This window comes from Cyanobacteria bacterium FACHB-DQ100 (assembly GCA_014695195.1).
In the GTDB taxonomy this organism is placed as follows: domain Bacteria; phylum Cyanobacteriota; class Cyanobacteriia; order Leptolyngbyales; family Leptolyngbyaceae; genus Leptolyngbya.
Genome location: JACJNW010000011.1, coordinates 63,457 through 83,112 on the forward strand (window position 1 = coordinate 63,457; position 19,656 = coordinate 83,112).

At 47.7% G+C, this 19,656-nt stretch carries 20 protein-coding genes; 6 read left to right on the forward strand and 14 right to left on the reverse strand.

The window, feature by feature from the left end; translation table 11 throughout:
* Nucleotides 1-46: 46 nt before the first annotated feature.
* Entirely contained in the window at nucleotides 47-445 is a 399-nt protein-coding gene (gene psb27 / locus H6F51_02145) for a photosystem II protein Psb27 (protein ID MBD1821319.1), read from the reverse strand.
* A gap of 248 nt (nucleotides 446-693) precedes the next feature.
* Here psb27 and H6F51_02150 point away from each other — a divergent pair, with 248 nt between their 5' ends.
* Together H6F51_02150 and H6F51_02155 are read left to right on the forward strand one after the other, a co-directional pair.
* On the forward strand, nucleotides 694-1,440 hold the full coding sequence (locus tag H6F51_02150) for a tetratricopeptide repeat protein (GenBank protein ID MBD1821320.1): 747 nt from the start codon (nucleotides 694-696) through the stop codon (nucleotides 1,438-1,440).
* 164 nt (nucleotides 1,441-1,604) lie between these two features.
* Entirely contained in the window at nucleotides 1,605-2,708 is a 1,104-nt protein-coding gene (locus tag H6F51_02155) for a saccharopine dehydrogenase NADP-binding domain-containing protein (protein MBD1821321.1), read from the forward strand.
* Here H6F51_02155 and H6F51_02160 read toward each other — a convergent pair.
* The 7 genes from H6F51_02160 to H6F51_02190 form a co-directional block, all read right to left on the reverse strand.
* Complete coding sequence (locus H6F51_02160; GenBank protein MBD1821322.1) at nucleotides 2,697-3,512, reverse strand: TlyA family RNA methyltransferase; 816 nt, start codon at nucleotides 3,510-3,512, stop codon at nucleotides 2,697-2,699. The genes H6F51_02155 and H6F51_02160 overlap by 12 nt on opposite strands.
* A gap of 78 nt (nucleotides 3,513-3,590) precedes the next feature.
* On the reverse strand, nucleotides 3,591-5,429 hold the full coding sequence (gene recN / locus H6F51_02165) for a DNA repair protein RecN (GenBank protein MBD1821323.1): 1,839 nt from the start codon (nucleotides 5,427-5,429) through the stop codon (nucleotides 3,591-3,593).
* 98 nt (nucleotides 5,430-5,527) lie between these two features.
* The gene (locus H6F51_02170; GenBank protein MBD1821324.1) at nucleotides 5,528-6,226 is read right to left on the reverse strand and encodes an HAD family phosphatase; all 699 of its coding nucleotides are present in this window, start codon (nucleotides 6,224-6,226) and stop codon (nucleotides 5,528-5,530) included.
* Between the two features lie 77 nt (nucleotides 6,227-6,303).
* A complete protein-coding gene (locus tag H6F51_02175; protein MBD1821325.1) occupies nucleotides 6,304-7,155 on the reverse strand; it encodes a methyltransferase domain-containing protein in 852 nt (283 codons plus the stop codon).
* Nucleotides 7,156-7,170: 15 nt separating this feature from the next.
* Nucleotides 7,171-7,863, reverse strand: coding sequence for a TIGR04283 family arsenosugar biosynthesis glycosyltransferase (locus H6F51_02180; protein ID MBD1821326.1), 693 nt, complete (start codon nucleotides 7,861-7,863; stop codon nucleotides 7,171-7,173).
* On the reverse strand, nucleotides 7,860-8,459 hold the full coding sequence (locus H6F51_02185) for a TIGR04282 family arsenosugar biosynthesis glycosyltransferase (GenBank protein ID MBD1821327.1): 600 nt from the start codon (nucleotides 8,457-8,459) through the stop codon (nucleotides 7,860-7,862). The genes H6F51_02180 and H6F51_02185 overlap by 4 nt, the downstream gene beginning before the upstream one ends.
* 64 nt (nucleotides 8,460-8,523) lie before the next feature.
* A complete protein-coding gene (locus H6F51_02190; GenBank protein MBD1821328.1) occupies nucleotides 8,524-8,901 on the reverse strand; it encodes a hypothetical protein in 378 nt (125 codons plus the stop codon).
* 118 nt (nucleotides 8,902-9,019) lie between these two features.
* On the opposite strand from H6F51_02190, the gene H6F51_02195 reads away from it, so the two are divergent.
* Both H6F51_02195 and H6F51_02200 read left to right on the forward strand, forming a co-directional pair.
* Nucleotides 9,020-9,931 carry a glycosyltransferase family 2 protein gene (locus tag H6F51_02195; protein MBD1821329.1) on the forward strand — a complete coding sequence of 304 codons (912 nt, stop codon included), beginning with the start codon at nucleotides 9,020-9,022 and terminating at the stop codon, nucleotides 9,929-9,931.
* A 59-nt stretch (nucleotides 9,932-9,990) separates the two neighbouring features.
* Nucleotides 9,991-11,775, forward strand: coding sequence for a glycosyltransferase family 2 protein (locus tag H6F51_02200; protein ID MBD1821330.1), 1,785 nt, complete (start codon nucleotides 9,991-9,993; stop codon nucleotides 11,773-11,775).
* A gap of 23 nt (nucleotides 11,776-11,798) precedes the next feature.
* Here the strand turns inward: H6F51_02200 and H6F51_02205 are convergent, their stop codons facing one another.
* From H6F51_02205 to H6F51_02230, 6 genes are all read right to left on the reverse strand, one after another.
* Nucleotides 11,799-12,716 carry an NAD(+) kinase gene (locus H6F51_02205; protein MBD1821331.1) on the reverse strand — a complete coding sequence of 306 codons (918 nt, stop codon included), beginning with the start codon at nucleotides 12,714-12,716 and terminating at the stop codon, nucleotides 11,799-11,801.
* Nucleotides 12,717-12,955: 239 nt separating this feature from the next.
* On the reverse strand, nucleotides 12,956-13,261 hold the full coding sequence (gene nuoK / locus H6F51_02210) for an NADH-quinone oxidoreductase subunit NuoK (protein ID MBD1821332.1): 306 nt from the start codon (nucleotides 13,259-13,261) through the stop codon (nucleotides 12,956-12,958).
* An 11-nt stretch (nucleotides 13,262-13,272) separates the two neighbouring features.
* The gene (locus H6F51_02215; protein ID MBD1821333.1) at nucleotides 13,273-13,878 is read right to left on the reverse strand and encodes an NADH-quinone oxidoreductase subunit J; all 606 of its coding nucleotides are present in this window, start codon (nucleotides 13,876-13,878) and stop codon (nucleotides 13,273-13,275) included.
* 59 nt (nucleotides 13,879-13,937) lie between these two features.
* The gene (gene ndhI, locus H6F51_02220) at nucleotides 13,938-14,519 is read right to left on the reverse strand and encodes an NAD(P)H-quinone oxidoreductase subunit I (GenBank protein MBD1821334.1); all 582 of its coding nucleotides are present in this window, start codon (nucleotides 14,517-14,519) and stop codon (nucleotides 13,938-13,940) included.
* Nucleotides 14,520-14,543: 24 nt separating this feature from the next.
* On the reverse strand, nucleotides 14,544-15,662 hold the full coding sequence (nuoH, locus tag H6F51_02225; protein ID MBD1821335.1) for an NADH-quinone oxidoreductase subunit NuoH: 1,119 nt from the start codon (nucleotides 15,660-15,662) through the stop codon (nucleotides 14,544-14,546).
* Nucleotides 15,663-16,114: 452 nt separating this feature from the next.
* On the reverse strand, nucleotides 16,115-17,257 hold the full coding sequence (locus H6F51_02230; protein MBD1821336.1) for a citrate synthase: 1,143 nt from the start codon (nucleotides 17,255-17,257) through the stop codon (nucleotides 16,115-16,117).
* Between the two features lie 345 nt (nucleotides 17,258-17,602).
* Between H6F51_02230 and H6F51_02235 the strand changes: the two genes are divergently transcribed.
* Together H6F51_02235 and codA are read left to right on the forward strand one after the other, a co-directional pair.
* A complete protein-coding gene (locus tag H6F51_02235) occupies nucleotides 17,603-17,917 on the forward strand; it encodes a hypothetical protein (GenBank protein ID MBD1821337.1) in 315 nt (104 codons plus the stop codon).
* A 187-nt stretch (nucleotides 17,918-18,104) separates the two neighbouring features.
* On the forward strand, nucleotides 18,105-19,367 hold the full coding sequence (gene codA / locus H6F51_02240; protein ID MBD1821338.1) for a cytosine deaminase: 1,263 nt from the start codon (nucleotides 18,105-18,107) through the stop codon (nucleotides 19,365-19,367).
* Nucleotides 19,368-19,656 lie beyond the last annotated feature (289 nt).

The following is a 19,656-nucleotide window of genomic DNA, read 5'->3' on the forward strand; positions in this document are numbered from 1 at the left end:
GACACAAGATTATCTCGTGCCTGGGGTTTCTAGATGAAATCAATATTTAGTTGCCGCGTTTTAGCGAAGCTTCGACTTGGTTGAACTCGATGTTTAAGCGATCGACCATCTTCTGCGGGACAGGACGATTCGGGTAAGAGCTATAGTGCCCAGCAAGGGAATTAAGCGCCGTTCGCATCGTGGTAAAAGAACTCAGCTTGGCTAAAGACGTATCGCGACGATAACGAGCAGCAAAATCGTTGATTAATTTTCGTGCGTCGGCTTGAATTGCCGCTTTGTCCGGTGCATCGGCGGGGAGCGTCATCGCAGTTTTGAGGGTGTTGATCACGGCGAGCGTGTCATCGCGGTAGTTGCCCGTCAGACCGCCCGATGCAGGAGAGCATCCGACAAGCCCGATCGCCACAACGATCACTAGCGCCAGCAGGCGAGACAATAAGCGCTTCATAAGCAGTTCGCGTTAGATGAACAAAAGTAACAATCTACTCATCGTACCGTGATCAGGAGCGATGGGATCAGAATCGGGTAAGCAAGCGGTTTGGATTTTGAGAATTTTAACGATTCCTTAAGATGACAATGTGCGATCGATTCATCCCTCTGGATCGCACATTGCCATCTTAATAAACGCACTCTTCATGTCTGAAAAATCTCCCAGAGCAAAATGCTAGAGTGTGAGACAGTTGACTCATCTGCCGTATGTCGAAAAACCTCTTCACGACTTCAGAGCCATCTTCTACACCAATCTCAATTTCTCCGAGTTCGCCCATCGCGGGTTGGGGCATCGTCGCGATCGTGCTTGGAATTGCGATCGCAAGTCAATCCCTTCGTAAAAAACAACCTCAACCCGCACTCGATCCTTATCAGCCCCTCCCTTTCACGCAACTGATGCAATGGCTCGGTTACGGCAAACAACTCGAAAACGCGAAAAATCTCGAAGGCGCGATCGCGGTTTACGAGCAAGGCTTGAAACAATACCCCAACGATTTTCGACTGTGGCACGAACGTGGCTTAGCCCTCGCAAAACATCAGCGCTTTGAAGCAGCCCTTGAAAGTTACGATCGTGCCTTCGCTCTGCGCCCAGATTATCGAGATCTAGCGCACGAACGAGGCGATACGTTACTCCAGCTTGAACGGTACGAAGAAGCGATCGTATCACTCGATCAATATCTGCGATATGAACCGAATAGCGCTCATGTCTTAGCCGATCGTGGATATGCCCTGCATCAATTAGGACGGTATGAAGAAGCGTTACGAGCGCTGAACCAGGCAATCGATCGCGCGTTCAGCGATGCAAATTCACTCAACTATGCGCGGTACTATCAAATCGAATGCCTCCGAAAGTTGGGACAATTCAACGCCGCCCTACAAGCTTGCGAAGCTGCGATTAAGCAGAACCCTCAATTTCAAGCCCAGTACAAAGCAATTCAAGCCGAAATCGCTTAGATGATAGTCGTTTATTTCTAATCACAGCAATTTACGGACTGTTGCACTATTTGGAGAAGCGATCGACTTGGATTTTTGTTTGGTATCGTTTAGGGATGAGAAGCCTTATTTGCTGGGAATCAGCGCTGGGTTTTTCAGAAACTAACGTGAACGAATGATGGCTCATGACAAAGCAAGTTCTCATTCTCGGTGGTACGGGTCGAGTCGGTAGTAAGGTAGCAGCAGATCTGATTGCTCATACCGATGCAGAGATTACGATCGCCGGACGCAATTTACTCACAGGTGCACAGGTCAGTCAGCAACTGGGAGAGCGAGTCAAATTTAGCGCGATCGATTTATCTGCGACTGCGGTGTTAAAGGGTGCGATCGCGCAGTCAGACTTAGTAATTCACTGTGCTGGCCCGTTTCACTACCGTAATGCAAGTGTATTGCAAGCTTGCATTGATCAAGGTGTTAACTACATTGATGTCAGTGATCATCCTTCATTCACTCGCAAAGCGCTGGCATTTCGATCGAATGCCGAATCCGCTGATGTTACCGCAATTATTAACACAGGTATTTTCCCAGGTATTTCCAATAGCATGGTGCGGCGTGATGTTGAACGATTAGATTATGCAGAAAAAATTCATTTAAGCTATGTAGTTGCAGGTTCTGGCGGAGCGGGTATTACCGTGATGCGAACCACGTTTCTCGGATTGCAGCGCCCGTTTGAAGCGTGGATCGGCGGAGACTGGCAAATGGTGAAGCCGTATAGCGATCGCGAAGTTGTCGAGTTTCCACAATACGGTAAGGTCGGTGTTTACTGGTTTGATATGCCCGAAGCTTTCACGCTGCCGGATACATTTCCGGTGAAAACGGTGATTACTAAGTTTGCAACGGTGCCCACGTTTTATAACTATCTAACTTGGAGTGTGGCGCGTTGGTGGCATCCAAAATTACTGCAAACGAAAGCAGTGATTGAGTTTTTGTCTCATGTCAGCCACTTTATGACCGATGTCACCGATCGGGTTAGCGGAATTGGGGTAGCGATTCGATCGGAAGTTACCGGAGAAAAAGATGGTCGATCGGTGCGCTGTGTCTCAACCATGACGCATCCCGATACCGCAGTTTCCGCCGGAATTGGAACAGGCACAGTCGCGGAAATGCTGTTATCGGGTGAGCTGAAAAAACCGGGAGTTTGGGCGATCGAGCAAGCACTCCCGACAGAATTGTTCGATCGAGCGATGCAAAACCGGGGAATCGAAATTCATCAGCAATTAATGGAGTAGCGCTTTCTGAGCAGATTGCACCGACTGTTTGATCTGCTCAAAATCTAGTGCTGTCGTTGTGGGTTCCGTTCTAAGCCAGAGCAGAAATTCAATGTTTCCCGCAGGGCCTAACAACGGCGACCAAGTGAGTCCTTGATATTGCCAACCGATTGATCGTGCACTTTCTAACACTTGCACGATCGCGCCTGTTTGATCTTTGATATCGCGCACTACGCCTTTTTTACCAATGCGATCGCGCCCCACTTCAAACTGAGGCTTTACGAGCAAAATTGCCTCTTTTGGCGGCTGTAAAAGCTCCCAGAGTGCAGGAAGAACTTTAGTCAGCGAAATAAATGAAACATCAACAACCCCCAAATCAGGAATTGGTTGATCATTGGTGTACAACTCTTCCGGCTTCAGATGTCGAATATTCGTCCGTTCCCTCAACACGACACGCGGATCTTGACGCAAACTCCAAGCCACTTGTCCGTAACCTACATCAATTCCATAAACCTGCTTTGCACCCGATTGCAGCAAGCAATCGGTAAATCCACCCGTTGAGATGCCGCCATCGAGACAGACCCGATCGCTCACTTCAATCTGGAATTCCTGCAAGGCTTTACTGAGTTTTTCACCCCCCCGCGAGACAAACGGTGATTTCGCTCGAATGTTGATCGCGGCATCGATCGCGACTTCAGTTCCAGGCTTATCAATCACTTGTTGATCCACTCGCACTTCGCCTGCCTGAATCAGTCGCTGTGCCTGTTGGCGCGACGAGCAGAGTTCGCGATCGACTAAAAGTGTATCGAGCCGTTGTTTAGGCATTCCAATTAGGCATTCCAATGTAGATCTAGCAGTGTGTTGCTATTATCGCTCGATCCCTGCTGCAAGTGATAAACCGGACTAGCGTTTCCGGGTCGATCGTGCCTTTTTCTTCGCGGCTGCTTCCACAGGTTTGGCAGCGGGTTCAGCCGGACTGACTCCATCTCGCAAACTTACCGCTTGCGCTAACAGCGAGTCCGCAAACGCGATCGCCGCCGCCTCAGTCGTGGTATTTTCAGCCGATCCGACTTGACCGCTCGCTAGCTGTGCCAACTCTTGACGGCGTTGCTCCTGATCGAGCGCGCTCACCCGCACGATCGTTCTAAGCTCTGCGCTGGCTCCGTTCCCATTTTGCGATCCGTTGCTCAGTTCGATCACTTGCTTTGCCACATTGAAATGCTGATCTGCCATGGCTGCCACGATCGGCTGGTGCGTCACGCAGAGAACTTGATGATGCCGACCCAGTTGATACAGCTTTTCTGCGATCGCCTGCGCGACTCGACCGGAAACCCCAACATCAATTTCATCAAAGACCAGCGTTTCTGCCGAATCGACTTGAGAGAAACAAGCTTGCAGCGCGAGTAGAAATCGGCTCATTTCCCCACCGGACGCAATCTCGGTCAACGGCTGCAACGGTTCACCAGGGTTCGGGCTAAATAGATAACTAATGCGATCGCTCCCGGCTGCGGTCGGTGCGATCGGTGTAATTCCCACCTGAAATTGCACCTTTTCCATCGCCAGCGGTTTGAGTTCTGCAATCAAGCGTGCTTCTAAACCTTGAGCCGTGGACTGACGCAATTCAGTGAGAAGGGTTGAAGCCTCGACAAGCTCAGTTCTTCGAGTTGCGGTGAGCTTTTCAAGCTCCTCGATCGATTGTCCGGCTCCGGTGAGTTCTTCGAGTTCGGTTTGGAGCGATTGCCGCAGCGCGATCGCATCACTCAAATTAGGACCATACTTGCGGGAGATTTGTTTTAATTCAACGATGCGTTCTTCGACTTCTTGCAGCCGCTGCGGATCAGTTTCTAAATCGTCGCCATAAGCATTAATTTGCTGTCCTGCTTCTTCGACTTGTGCCAGTGCAGAAGTCACAATCTCTAAGATGGGCTGAATCTGATCGTCATAGCGCACCATGTCGTTCAGCAAGCTTTCTGCTTTACCCAGCAAGTCTGCACAGGCATCTTCCCCATTTTCATTCTGATAAAGGGCTTGATATACCTGATAGCTCTGCTGCTGTAATTCCACACTATGACCGAGCCGCTTGCGTTCCTGCTCTAGTTGATCCAACTCGTCTGGATCGTCGAGGTTTGCTGCATTCAGTTCGCGTAGCTGATATTCAAACAGATCAAGCTGCTGTAAGCGCTGCTGCTCTGAATGTTTGCGTTTTTCTAAAGCTTGAGCCGCCTGCTGATAGCTGGAAAATGCCTGACTGACGACTTCGCGCTGCTTTAATAAAACGATTCCGCCATAACTATCAAGCCAATCTCGCTGAAGTCCGGGTTGCCCCAGTTGAACGGTTTGCCCTTGCGCGGTGATTTCAACCAAACGATCGCGCAACGCTTCCATCTGCTGCTTGTTGACTAGGACTCCGTTAATTCTCGATCGATTGCGTTGCCCACTGCCCAACGCCACAATCTCACGGCTACAAACGGCAATTTCGTCATCGAGTAAATCAATTTGCTCTTGCTCAAACCAGAACTTCAGCAGATCATTCACTCGGAAAGTCGCTTCGATCGTGGCGCGTTCTTCTCCGGTTCGTACCGCCCGACCTGTCACCTTTCCGCCGAGCGCCGCATCGATCGCATCCAAAATAATCGATTTACCCGCACCCGTTTCTCCGGTCAGAACGTGCAGTCCTGCCCCAAACGTTAAGTCGAGGTGATCAATCAGCGCAAAATTTTCGATCCGCAGGGACAATAGCATGAAGACTCACAAAACAAGGATTTGCACTTCTAGTTCCATGTTACTGCGTAGCAAAAATCTAAGAGACTAAAAAATAAGCGATGATGAATTCGACTTTTTTAGACTGGAACGATCGCAAAGCTGTCTTGAAGACGATCGATTTCTAAATCAATTAAATAATCGACTGTCCAATTGGCGCAGCGTTGCAGCATATGAAACGGATAGGTATTTGCAACTCCCACAACCGGAATCTTCGCTGCTTTTGCCGCTTCAATGCCGCTGAAGGTATCTTCGATCGCTAAACATTCTGAAGCCGTTAGCTGAAGATTCGGGAAAGTTTGATTGAGTCGATCGATCGCTAACAAATATCCATCCGGTTCAGGTTTGCTGACGGTTAGATCGTCGCCGGACACGATAACTGAAAAGCGCGATCGCAGATTTGTCCGCTCTAAGACCAGTTCAATTTCAGACCGCAGTGCGCCACTGACGATCGCAAACTTGCACTGAGGCAGCTTAAACATCAAGTCTTCAATTCCGGTGTAAATCGGCAGCTTTTCTAATGCGCTGATCTGCTGCACGTAGGCGTGGGCTTTCCGCATCACCAATTCATTAAGATAAGCCGGATTAATCACTCTGCCGCGCCGTTCTAGTAAAGCTTGAATACAAACACGATCGCTGCGTCCTAAACAAAGTTCGCGGAACTCTCCCGGCTTGGGGCGTAGGTTCTCCTCGATCAAAATCTGCTCTAGCAGTTTGTCGTGGAGTGGCTCATCGTTGATAATGACCCCGTTAAAATCAAATAGAACAGCTTTCAGCATCGGAATATAAAGCGCGATCGTTCCGTCTTCTACCTTACACTCAAGCTTGCAGAGCGCGATCGCGAATGTCAGATAGACTACGACACCGCAAATGCTCCACCAAATTCGTCAAACTCCTCAAAATCGGTGCTGGCGAGTGCTTTCACTCCATGCGTAATTTGATGCAGCCACCAAAATTCTTCGCTATGAATGGTTGAAAATCCGGCTGTACCCATCCACGCTTCAATGCTGTCATGAGCATATTCACGAATATAAGGTTCCTCAAAAATTTGTGTTAACCATTCTGTTTGTCGGAGTGTTTTCTGACTGCCATCTAGAATGATCACTTCACCACTAGATTGCAGTAAACGATAGCATTCCTGCAGAATTAACTTGGAGATTATGGACGGTGTTTCATGAAATAACAACGAAGCGGTCACTAAATCAAATGAATGATCAGAGAATTTCGTAGATTCTGCTTTGCCGTGTATCCAATGAATGTTTAAGTTGGCTTGATTGGCTTTGAGATCGGCAACTGCCAGCATAAACGGTGATAAATCTAAGCCGAACACTTCTGCATTCGGAAACGCTTGTTTGAGTAATAGCGTGGTTGATCCGGTGCCACAGCCAAGGTCTAGAATTCGTAAGGGCTGTCCCTGAATGGCTTCGATCACTTGTTGGCGTACCCAGGTTTCATTCGGGGGTAACGCCAACTGAGTGATGGGATCGTAAGTTGTCGCAGCGCCGATCGTTAAATAGCCACCTTCGATGCCGTGAAAGTTCTGAGCTTTGTAGTAGTTCGGATAGACCAAATCGGGATCAGCCAAACGATCGCATGCCGTTTTCCAGTCAATACTGTCGTGCAATCGCCGCATCTCGGTTTCACCGACGAGCAAGCGGGCGATCGGAGCTAGATACTGCTCGAAGATCGTATCTTTGCGAGTTGCCATACATTCATCACAACACTACTGATGCCTAGTGTAACGAATTGGTTTGAGTCCGGTGCGATACCATCGCTGGATTCGCTCCGGTGCAACTCCTAACAGGTATGCCAATATCACGATTTGATTGACGATCGTTGTTCTGAAAACGCCCATTTTTTGCCAGCGTCGTCCAGATGTCAGGACAGCATGAGGAACGATCGCGATTCTTCCCCTTTGTCGTAATCTTCTGACAAATTCAAAATCTTCCATAATCGGCAGGTCTGGAAATCCACCGATCGCGTCAAACGTTTTGCGATGCAGAAAGATCGCCTGATCGCCATAAGGAAATTGAAGGTAACGCGATCGTAGGTTGACCCCCCATTGCACCCAACACAATCCCGGTAAAGTCGCATCAATAGTTAACTGAAATGCACCCGCGATCGAATTCGATAACGCTTGGTGAATCATTCGATCGAATCCTGGGGGCAATCGTGTATCGGCATGAAGAAACAAGAGAATCCCTCCGGTTGCGATCGCGGCTCCTGCATTCATTTGTGCGGCGCGACCCGGAATCGAGTGCAAGACTTTAACGCCGTAGGATTTCGCAATTTCAACCGTTTCGTCTTGGCTTCCACCGTCTACCACAATGATTTCGAGATCAGTCGCTTGAATCGAGAGAATTTTAGGGAGTGCGTTTGCTTCATTTAGAACCGGAATGACGATCGAGATTTTCATGGCAAATGCCGCAAATCTTCAGGGCGATCGATATCATTCAGCGTGGGTAGGAGCGCGATCGATAAATTTAACTGTTTTGCAATCTCCAACGTTTGCTGAAATACAAGATTTGTACTCCAGGTAATACCTTGAAAAATACTAGACACAAACTGATTTAATCCAATTAAGTAATATCCACCATCCGTTGCAGCACCAATTGATAAATTATAATAGTTTAATTTTAGAAATGCTGTCGTTAATACATCAGCAGTCAAATCAGGACAGTCTGTTCCAACTGCAACAACTGATCTTGCACCGGAATCAAACGCGGAATGAAACGCATCGATTAATCGATCGCCCAAATCGCCGGAACACTGCGATCGATACTCCAGGTCATGCCCTAACCAATCCTGCATTTGGATGAGTGTTCCACCTGTGTAATAAACACAAATTGAGACAGAACGATCGTTTTTCAGCTTGCGGGATTGCGCGATCATTGCTTCCGTCATCTGTCGATGTAGTGCCGCCGCCCCAACTTCTCCCAAAGCTGGAATCAAACGAGTTTTGGCTTTACCCGGTTCAGGATAGCGTGTGAAAATAATTAACTGCTCTTGCACAAAGACAAAAAAATAGAACTGAGTAGAGTTTCTACCACAGTTCTACAGTGATGGCAAAGAAGAATTACTTCTTCAGCGCGCAACCGTCCCGAACGGTATTGCCTAAGACCAGCGTAGCCGTGTAGTTATATTTGCGATCGGACATTCCATCGCTACACGCACCCCGTCGAATCACCAAGGTTCCGCTTGTTCGTCCACGTAGGGGATAAACGCGCACATAGTCTGCGGGTTTTCCTTGAGCACTCAGGGGCGCAACGTAGGGAAACGTTATCTTCTGGGGATCTGGCGTTTTGTAAGTGATTCCTGTTTTGTCGATCGTCACGTTCCAAAACGGCTCAGTTCCAATCACATTAAAGGATTCGATCGAGCGGGAATTCATTTGAGCCGTGGCAGGCATCAATGCGAGTAGACTTGCAGCTAAACCAGTCAAAAGGACTTTCATTTTCAGGATTAAACTCGATTTGTATTAATCTCTACAAAAGATGCAATCAGAATTCCAGGCAATTGTTAGCGCTCGATCGAGCTTGTCCATACTGGGGACAACGGATTGAACATGAACTATGGATCTGAGTGTCGTCATCTGCACCTACAACGGTGAAGCTCGAATCGGGCAAGTCTTAGACCGACTGCGATCGCAGCTTCACACACAGGCGATCGCTTGGGAAGTTTTAGTGATCGATAACAATAGTCGCGACAATACTCAGCAGATTGTTTCAAACTACCCTGAAGTTCGATATATTTTCGAGCCAGAGCAAGGATTAGCGTTTGCACGATCGAGGGCTGTTCACGAAGCTGCAGGACGCTGGGTTGCCTTTCTCGACGATGACACACTGCCGGATCAAAACTGGGTTGCTCAAGTTGATCGATTTGCTCAAGCGCATCCAGAAATCGGGGCATTTGGTGGACAAATTCATGCAGAATACGAAGTCGAGCCGCCCCCTAGCGTGAAGAAACTTGCGCCATACTTAGCGATCGTCGAACGTGGATCAAAGCCGCATCGGTACGATCGTGTGTTGCCTCCGGGCGCGGGCTTAGTGGTGCAGCGTCAAGCGTGGATCGATGCGGTTCCTGAAAGATTAGTGTTAGTGGGACGGACGACCACTGCAATGCTTGCCAGTGAAGACATCGAAGCGATTCTGCACATTCAGAACTCCGGGCGCGAGATTTGGTACAACCCGGAAATGCACCTATATCACCAGATTCCCCACTGGCGAACGGAGCGATCGTACTTACTCAAATTGATCAAAGGGGTTGGACTCGTTCGCCATCATATTCGGATGTTGCGATGGAAGCCTTGGCAGCGTCCCCTTGTGCTTCCCCTGTATGTCTTGAATGATCTCAAGAAAATGGTCGCTTATAAACTCAAGCATCCTCACCAGGAGGATTTAGCGATAGCTTGCGAACAACAGTTGCTGATTAGTAGTTTCATCAGCCCCTTCTATCTGTGGCATCGTACGTTTCTTTCTAAATAACTCCCAAACTACAGCTTAAGAAAATGATGCAGACGAGCAAGTATTCACCTATTATTTCTGTGATTATTCCAGCATACAATGCTGAGAAAACAATTCGAGAAACAATTGAATCTGTTTTGAATCAAACCTTTAAGGACTTTGAAGTTGTTGTGGTGAATGATGGTGCAACGGATAAAACTTTAGAGATTGTGCAAAGCATTTGTGATCCTCGAATTAAAGTATTTTCTTATGTGAATTCTGGTAAATCGCTCGCTCGCAATCGAGGAATTGAACTCTCAAAAGGTGAATACCTTTCGTTTCTGGATGCTGATGATTTGTGGACACCAGATAAATTAGAAGAACAGTGGAAGGCACTTCAAAATCATCCAGAAGCAGATGTGACTTATAGTTGGACAAATTTTATTGATGGTGCAGGCAATCTCCGATACCAAGGAGCACGTTACGGAAATGCAGAGAATATTTATCGCAAATTATTAGTCAAAAACTGTTTTGGAAGTGGCTCTAATATCTTAGTTAGGCGTAGTGCGATCGCGCAAATGTCTTTCCATTTTGATCCATCCCTTCCTAATGCGGAAGATTGGGATTTTTACATTCGACTTGCTGCTCAATTCAAATTCGTTTGTGTTCCAAAATATCAAATTCTCTATCGAACCCATAACGGCTCCTCCTCGTTTAATATTCAGGCATCAGAAGCCGCTTGTTTAAAGATTATTGATCGTGCCTTTAAACAAGCACCCGATTCTTTGCGGTATTTGAGAAAAGATACGCTTGCAGCGCTTTATACCTATTACGCGCATCGAGTTTTGGCTAACCCTTCCAAACGCTCGAATGCAGTCTCAGCTTTCCGTTATTTGCGGCTCGCAGTTCATCATGACTCTGTCGCACCTCAAACCATATTGCGGCTTTTGCTTAAGATTTTCATTGTTCTTTTACTCCCCGTTCCACTCTCCAGAATGATGATTAAAAAACTATCTCAACGGGATTCTAGTCAAAATTTTCGACCAAACAAAACGAGTAATCTTACTCAATTAAAGATGGCGATCGGAAAAGCTTTGATCATTGCTTATAAAGAATCTACTCAACAACTAGAAGAAGCGCTCACATCAGAAGGATTTTGTTGTGAAGTAGTGCGACAAGAGGACAAACCCGAATACCAAGATTTCGCTTCGATTCATCGCTGTATGTTGAATCATCGGCAAGCCTGGGAGAAAGCGGCTCAAGCTTCCCATCCGACTTTAATCGTTGAATCAGATTTTGTGCCCGTGGTAGGTATGGGATCTCTTTCAGCTCCTTTTAATTTAGATCAGAAAAATGTAGGAATAGCTTGGTTATATACCTGTGCCCCACAACTTTATTCCGTAACACCCGAAGGCTATGGAGAAGGCTTTTCGACCGCATTAGTTGCCTATGTTGTTACTCCTGAAGGTGCAAAGAGTCTGTGTGAAAGCTTTGTAGAAGAAATCACCGAAAAATATGGTGCAAGCTATCACAATTTTGATTCTCAAATTGATAATTACTTGCGACGAAAAGGCTTCAAAAATTACATTCCATTTCGCAATTATGGCGAACATGGGGGTAAATCTAATCCCGAACATCGTCGCAATGGAATGAGCGGCATTCATCACGCTGATTTACTCTACGGCAAATTAGCGTTTCTACCACCGTTTCTAGTCGATCAGGCGAATCCTCAACTCAAATTGATCCACGTACGATCGAAAGCACGACTTAAGGGAATGGCTCGCTTGTTGCTGGGTAAGTATTTACGTCCTGCGATCGTTCGGCGATCAAGCACACCCTTTCGATTAATCAAATTTGCAGTCAGCAGGCATTTCCAGGCTCATTGATATCTCAATCTGCTTCGACTCTCCTAGTTTCGGTGATTATTGTTGTAATGGATTCTTGCACCAGCCCATTGCAGCTTTTCACGCAGAGTTTTGTAGTAGGAATAGTCCTCACGCAATACGATGAAGTGGGCTTCTTCCTCCGCCATCCGAATGTCTACTCGCTGACCTGGCCAAATTGGAGTTGCTAACACGCCATCCATCCAAAGCTTTGTACTTAAATCATAGTCAGCCAAGGGCCAAATACTCACTACTGATCCAGGTGGAATCACGATCGGACGACTCGATAAGCTCAACGGACAAATCGGCGTAATTGCGATCGCTGACATTCCCGGATGAATAATCGGACCATTTGCCGCAACTGTATAACAGGTTGATCCGGTCGGCGTAGACACAATTAATCCATCCCCCTGATATTGATCAACCACTTCGCCATCAATTTCCATTTCTAGAACCGAAGTGATCATGCGATCGGCGGAAGCTGGTTTAATACACATATCATTCAAAGCAAGATAGCGATCGCTCACAGGCTCTAAATTCGTGCGATTGCCCTCATGCAAGGTTGCCTGAAGCATCATCCGTTTCTGTACTGCAAATCGATCTGCCTCTAACCGATCCCAAATCGTCTCGCTGTTAAAGTCATCTGGTGATTCGGTCAGAAATCCTAAATGACCACCGACATTGACTGCCAAAATTGGGATACGATCGGCTGCCAAATTCCGAGCCGCAGACAGCGCAGTCCCATCGCCACCGAGAATTACAGCAAGATCGATCGGGGGTGCAACGGAAGCCAAGAACACCGGATACGGATTATCTTTCGGTCCGCTTGGTCCTAGTAAAACGTGACATCCTCGCTTTTCTAGAGCCTGAGCGCAATTTTCTGCCCATCGCTTACTCAATGGGTCGCCGGATTTGTGAACAATTAGAACTTGTTTTAGCTGCACAACGATCGAGAATCGATAAAAAAGCACCCCTAAATGCTAATTCAAATGTGAAAACGATTTACGCTTTTGACGGATTAACGGACCGATCGAGCGTAAGCGATCGCGCTAAAAACGCTTCATAAGAATTTTGCTCTAGCTCTAGAGTTGGTCGCTGAATTCAGTGCTTGCAACTGGGCAAACTCAAATAAAAAAGAGATGCAGCCTAAACCACATCTCTCTTCAAAAACACGGAATGTAATTTACCACTTGAGCAGATTGAATTGCTCCATATCTACCGTGTCTCGGTTCCGATAAATCGCAAGCACGATCGCCAAGCCAACCGCCGCTTCCGCAGCCGCGATCGTAATCACAAAAACGGTAAAAATCTGACCCTTGATTTGCTGCGGATCAAGATAGTTAGAAAACGCCATCAAATTGAGATTGACCGCATTTAACATTAGCTCGATCGACATCAATACCCGCACCGCATTCCGGCTCGTCACCAAACCATAAATGCCAACGCAGAATAACGCCGCCGCAATCAGTAAGAAATATTGAAGTTGCATCGGGGAAGTCCTTAGTTTTCAAGATTGCTTTGACCGGCGGGGGTCAGTTCACGCGGACGCTCTGGCAAAGTCAAAGCTGTAGTTCCAGCCAATTCGTCGGCTTCAGGGATGAACTCGCGACGAGCCAGTACGATCGCACCAATCAGCGCCATCAGCAGCAAGACCGAAGCCAACTCAAACGGCAGCAGAAAATCGCTGAAGAAGTGAAGGCCGATCGTAATAATCGAGCTTTCAACTGGAACGGCTGTAGAAATCGCCCAGGGAGTTGTGACCACCATCGCACTCAGCAGGGCAAAAATTCCAGCGCAAACAAGTGCAGTCGCAGCCCGACGAATCCAAGATTTCGCCATCGGCTTAAAGGCTTCCCGCTTGTTCACGAGCATAATCGCAAACAGAATCAGAACGTTGACCGCTCCCACGTAAATCAACACTTGAGCCGCTGCAACGAAGTCTGCATTCAACAGCAGATATAATCCAGCAATGCTGATGAATACTCCACCCAGCAGGAAGGCGGAATACACCACATTTTCGAGAAGCACAACGCCAATTGCAGATCCCAGCATCATTGCTGTCAGGATCGCGAACGACACAATTTGAACACCTTCCGCTAAATTCACGGTTCTCTCTCCTAAATATCAGACAAGAGACGCGATCGAGTACGTCTCTGTAAGGTCAACTACGACCCTTTTTCGACAATCTCTTCCGGGCGAGACCCCGCACGGCGCGACCCTGCCGGAAGATCGTGCGGCTCGTTCACACCTTTAGGGAGGTAAGCAAACTCGCGCAACGGAGTCACCATCGGATCGTTCGTCACCTTGTAAGGCAAACGACCGAGCGCAACATTATCGTAGTTGAGTTCGTGTCGATCGTAGGTAGACAGTTCGTATTCTTCGGTCATTGACAGACAGTTCGTCGGGCAATATTCCACACAGTTGCCACAGAAGATACAAACGCCGAAATCAATACTGTAGTGATTCAGCTTCTTCTTCTTCGTTTCTTTGTTGAACTCCCAATCCACTACAGGTAAGTTGATTGGGCACACCCGGACGCAGACTTCGCAAGCAATACACTTATCAAATTCAAAGTGAATCCGTCCTCGGAATCGCTCTGAAAGAATCAGCTTTTCGTAAGGGTACTGAACCGTGATCGGGCGACGGCGCATATGATCGAAGGTCACAGATAACCCTTGACCAATATATTTACCCGCCTGGATCGCCTCTTTTGTATAGTCACCGACTTGTTTGAGAAATTTCAGCATGAAGTGTTCTCCAAGGGTTAGAGGTTAGCCGCCAAATGCGACCGGAAATGCAAGTTTCAAGCCTGCAGTAACCAGCAGGTTTACCAACGAAACAGGAAGTAAGAATTTCCAACCGAGATCAAGCAGTTGGTCAATCCGCACACGGGGCACAGTCCACCGCATCAAGATCGCGAGGAACACGAGGAAGTACGCTTTCAGAATTGTGGTTCCAATCCCGATCGAGGCAAAGATCAATTGCAGCCAAGGCGTATTCTCAGGAATGCCAATCAGACCCGAAATGTACGGCAGCGACACTGGAAACTCCCAGCCACCGAGGTAAAGCACCGCAAATAGCAGCGCAGACAGCGTCAGGTTGACATAAGACCCCAAGTAAAAGAGCGCAAACTTCATCCCCGAATATTCGGTTTGATAGCCTGCAACGAGTTCTTCTTCTGCTTCGGGTAAGTCAAAGGGGATCCGCTCACATTCTGCTAATGCTGCAATCCAGAAAATGATAAATCCGACGGGTTGCCGCCAAATATTCCAGCCAAGAATGCCGTAACCCGCTTGCTGATTTACGATATCGACGGTGCTGAGCGAGTTCGACATCATTACGACTGCTAAGACGGAGAGCGCTAACGGCAGTTCATAACTAATCGACTGTGCGGCAGCACGTAGTCCACCCAAGAGCGAATACTTATTATTCGAGGCATAGCCCGACATCAGAAGCCCGATCGGAGCCACGCTAGAGAGTGCAATCCACAAAAAGATGCCTAAGCCAACATCGGTAATTTGTAAATTTTGTCCAAATGGGAGAATGAGGTAGGACAAGAAGACGGGAATCACAACGATCGCAGGCCCCAGCGTAAACAGCAGCTTGTCTGCTTTGGACGGAACCACATCTTCTTTGAATACCAGTTTCAATCCGTCCGCCAACGGTGCAAGGACACCGAGCGGGCCGATAAATTCAGGGCCGATCCGCTGTTGAGCGGCGGCTGAGATTTTCCGCTCTAGCCACACCACGACCAAGACACTGACCGTTGCTGCAACCAGCATGATCAGCATCGGCAATGGCATCCAGAGGGCTTTGGCTGCCCCGGCAGGAATGCCAAGGCTCTGCACAGTTTCAATAAAGGTTCCTTGAAGGTCAATTCCTGGATTCATGGTTCCCGACTCGTAGGAAGGCAGTTGAGGCAGGTCGATCACTCTCCATACATGAAGAATTATTGATGCACTCAACGTCTTTCAGTATAGCGGTCTCGATGGAACCGAAACGCATCGAACTCCCGAATTTATGGCGTTTTGAGCTATCAAAGTATCCAATGAGACGGATTGACTCAACTGAATATTCATCTAAAGAACGATCGCAATTCTTCTATATCAATCTTAACTGCGGGGAGTAGGAAGTGGGGTATTTCTCTCTACTTCCTACTCCCCGCCCCACACTTCTATTGTCGTTCAAATTGACCGTAATAAATTCAGCTTCCATGAAAGAAACCCTCAGAAGCAAGATTCCTGAGGGCTGGAGTTCCTGAAAATCGTCACGTAGATATCCTTGCAAGGGTTAGCCAAATCCACAAGAGGGGTCTGACCCATCATTTCGATTTATGCAAACTTCATGTTCGCTGATCGATCGGAATATAAGGCGATCCGTGCAGCCCAGTGTAAATCTGCGTGGGTCGGAAAATGCGGTTTTCGGCTAACTGTTCTTTCCAGTGTGCCAACCAGCCTGCAGCCCGTGAAATCGCAAACACAGGCGTAAATAAGTCAGTTGGGATGCCTAACTTTCTATACACTAAACCGGAGTAAAAATCGACGTTCGGGTAAATTCCCTTGTGCCCTAGTCGCTCTTCGACGGCTCTCTCCAGTTCGACCGCAATATCGTAATACTTATCTTGACCAAACTTTTCAAACAGTTGCTCGGCTAGGTGTTGCAGAATGTTGGCTCTAGGGTCTTTGACTTTGTAAACCCGATGCCCAAAGCCCATAATCTTTTCCTTGCGCTCTAGGCGATCTTCCAAAAATGGACGGACGTTCTCAACTGAACCGATCTCTTCTAGCATCATGATCACTTCTTCACTGGCTCCACCGTGAAGCGGCCCTGCCAGAGTTCCTACTGCCGAGGCGATCACCGCATAGGGGTCAGTCAGGGTCGAAGCAGTTACCATCGCGCTAAACGTAGACGCATTGATCGTGTGTTCTGCATGAAGCGTCAAGCTGATATCAAAAATCCGCGCTGCAAAGGGATCGGGCTCCTGCTCGTTCAACATATACAGGAAGTTTGCAGCATAGCTCAGGTCGTCACGCGGCTGTACCGGATCATTTCCTTTTCGCATCAGTTGAAAGGCAGCGACCATCGTCGGAATCTTGGCCAGAATCCGCACGACCGCTGCTCGAATATAACTTGGATTATCGAGCGCCCGCTTTGAGTAGAAGAGACCTAAAGCAGCAGCACAAGCTTGCAGCGCATCCATCGGGTGTCCGCTTTCTGGAAAGCACTTCATCATGTCGCGAATGCGGTACTTCAAGCGGCGATGATACTGAATTTCGTGTTCAAACTCTGCCAAGGTTTCCCGATTCGGCAGTTCGTTCCAAATCAGAAGATAGGCGGTTTCTAGAAACGTATTTCCAGGCTGCATCGCCAATTCCTGAATCGGAATGCCGCGATACTCCAGAATCCCTTTCTGCCCATCGACAAAACTTATGCTGGACTGAGTTGCAGGAATACCTTCCAGACCTGCCCTAAATTCGACCGTCATTGTTCACCCTTGGCTGAATATATTCACAAGTTAAATTATCAGATTCGTTGCCAAGCTTTGTAGTGTAACTACCAGAGAGGACGCGATCGTGCAATTCTTCACAGAACTTCTCATCTTCTTGGATAACATACTTTCGTACCCAAAACGACAAAAAATCGATATAGATCTGTAAACCTTTGCAGTTTTTTATAAAAGCGAATATTATCAAGTTAGAAAGTTTTACATCTTGACGAAATTGCATCTACTCATCAGCCAACTGACTCTCTTCTCGACCTGGTTTTTGCTCGGAAGGAGTCGTTTGGCAATTTTTTATATTCGATCGTAAGGAGTTATATGCCTCACAAAATGTCTCAAAAACCTCAAAAAGACTATCGCTCTAATCACCGCTACCGCGAAGACGCACCCCGAACGACCCTGACTCGGTTGATTGAACAAGACGCTCCACTCTTCTCTCACAGTCAACTGGTGCTAATGTACGGATTCTTCCAGGCGGAAATGGCCCCCGAAGTCAATCAAGGTGTGGCTTCCTGGATTAAAGAATGCGTTCGACAATATGGATTACCGAGCCTTGTCCGGTTTGACTCTCACCGTCGCGCTCAGATTTTCCGACGAGATCAGTTTCAACCTTGGCTTGAACCCTTGATGGATCAAGCGTGTTAAAAATTTAGAACGCAAGTTGTTAGCGCTACATCAGCTTGGGAACGCAGATTACGCATCGATAAAAGAAGCTAACAACCGAGTTTCTAAAATTTGCACAATTTGGCACCTTTGAGCGCGATGCCTCCGGCACACGGAAACGTACTCGAATCCGTTAGAGTGGGCGATGAGATCTTTGCGGTGCTGGATTATGCCGAACTATGACCTTCTGCTGCGTGACTGTCAACTCCTTCGCGCTCCTGATGTTTCTGAACGGGTGGATATTGCGATTCAGGCGGGAGAGATTGTTGAGATTGCCCCTCACCTCGATGCAACAGCGGAGATAGAACTAGAAATCCAAGGCTATCTAGTCAGCCCTCCGTTTGTCGAATCGCATATTCACTTAGACTCTGCACTCACGGCAGGGGAACCGCGCTGGAACCAGAGCGGGAGTCTGTTTGAGGGTATCGAGATTTGGCGAGACCGCAAGCAAGATCTCTCGCTGGAAGACGTGAAACAAAGAGCGATCGAGACGCTGAAACAGCAGGCGTTGCAGGGGGTTCTTTTTGTGCGGAGTCACGCGGATGTAAGTGAGCAAAGCTTAACCGCGCTGAAAGCGTTGCTCGAAGTGCGTGAAGAAGTGAAAGATTGGATGACGCTGCAAGTCGTCGCGTTTCCGCAGGATGGAATTTACGGCGGCGCAAAGAACGATGAATTAATGGAAGAAGCGATGCGGTTGGGAGCGGATGTGGTTGGCGGCATTCCCCACTATGAACTGACACGCGAGGATGGAGTGCGATCGGTCAATCGCATCTTTGAACTGGCAGAGAAGTACGATCGCTTAATCGATATTCACTGTGATGAAATCGATGACGATCAATCTCGATTTCTAGAAGTGGTCGCTGCCTGTGCCATTCGTACTGAAATGGGGTCGAAAGTCACTGCTAGTCATACGACTGCATTCGGCTCTTATAACAATGCTTATGCGTTCAAGCTGCTGGGATTTCTCAAGCGCACCCAGCTTAATTTCATCGCGAATCCCTTGATCAACATTACGCTGCAAGGTCGGACAGATACTTATCCCAAGCGGCGCGGCGTGACGCGAGTGAAAGAACTGTGGCAGCAAGGAATGAATGTGAGCTTAGGGCATGATTGCGTTCAAGATCCCTGGTACTCGCTCGGTACAGGCAATATGCTCGATGTGGCATCTATGGCGATTCATGTGTGTCAAATGACTGGAACAACTGAGATTGATGCTTGTTATAACATGGTGACTTGGGGCGGGGCGAAAACCTTGAATGTTCAAGATCATTATGGGGTTGAAGTGGGTAAGCCTGCGAATTTGATTGTGCTGGATGCGATCGATCGATACGATGCTATTCGCCGACGCGCTACTGTGCGGTATGTCATTTCTCAAGGTAAACTCCTAGCGCAAACGGAACCGCCGAAGCCAAAGTGGCGCGGGGATATCTAGCATGAATGATGAGATTGTTTCATTTCTTCTGAGTGCAGGCTTATTGATTCTGTACTTAGTCTTTTCTGCATTCACTGAAATGGGAACTAAGAATCCATGGAAGACCGATGCCTCGGAAAAGTCTTCTTCAGATAAGCAAACACCGCCAGATTGATTACAAAGACGATCGCTTTAACGATCGCCATTTCGCGAATCAGGGCGTAAATCTTTGGCAATGCTGATTTTGATCAGAACCAGAACAATTCCTTCATTTTAGGGAAAGCATTGCGATATGATACTTTCCGCAGTC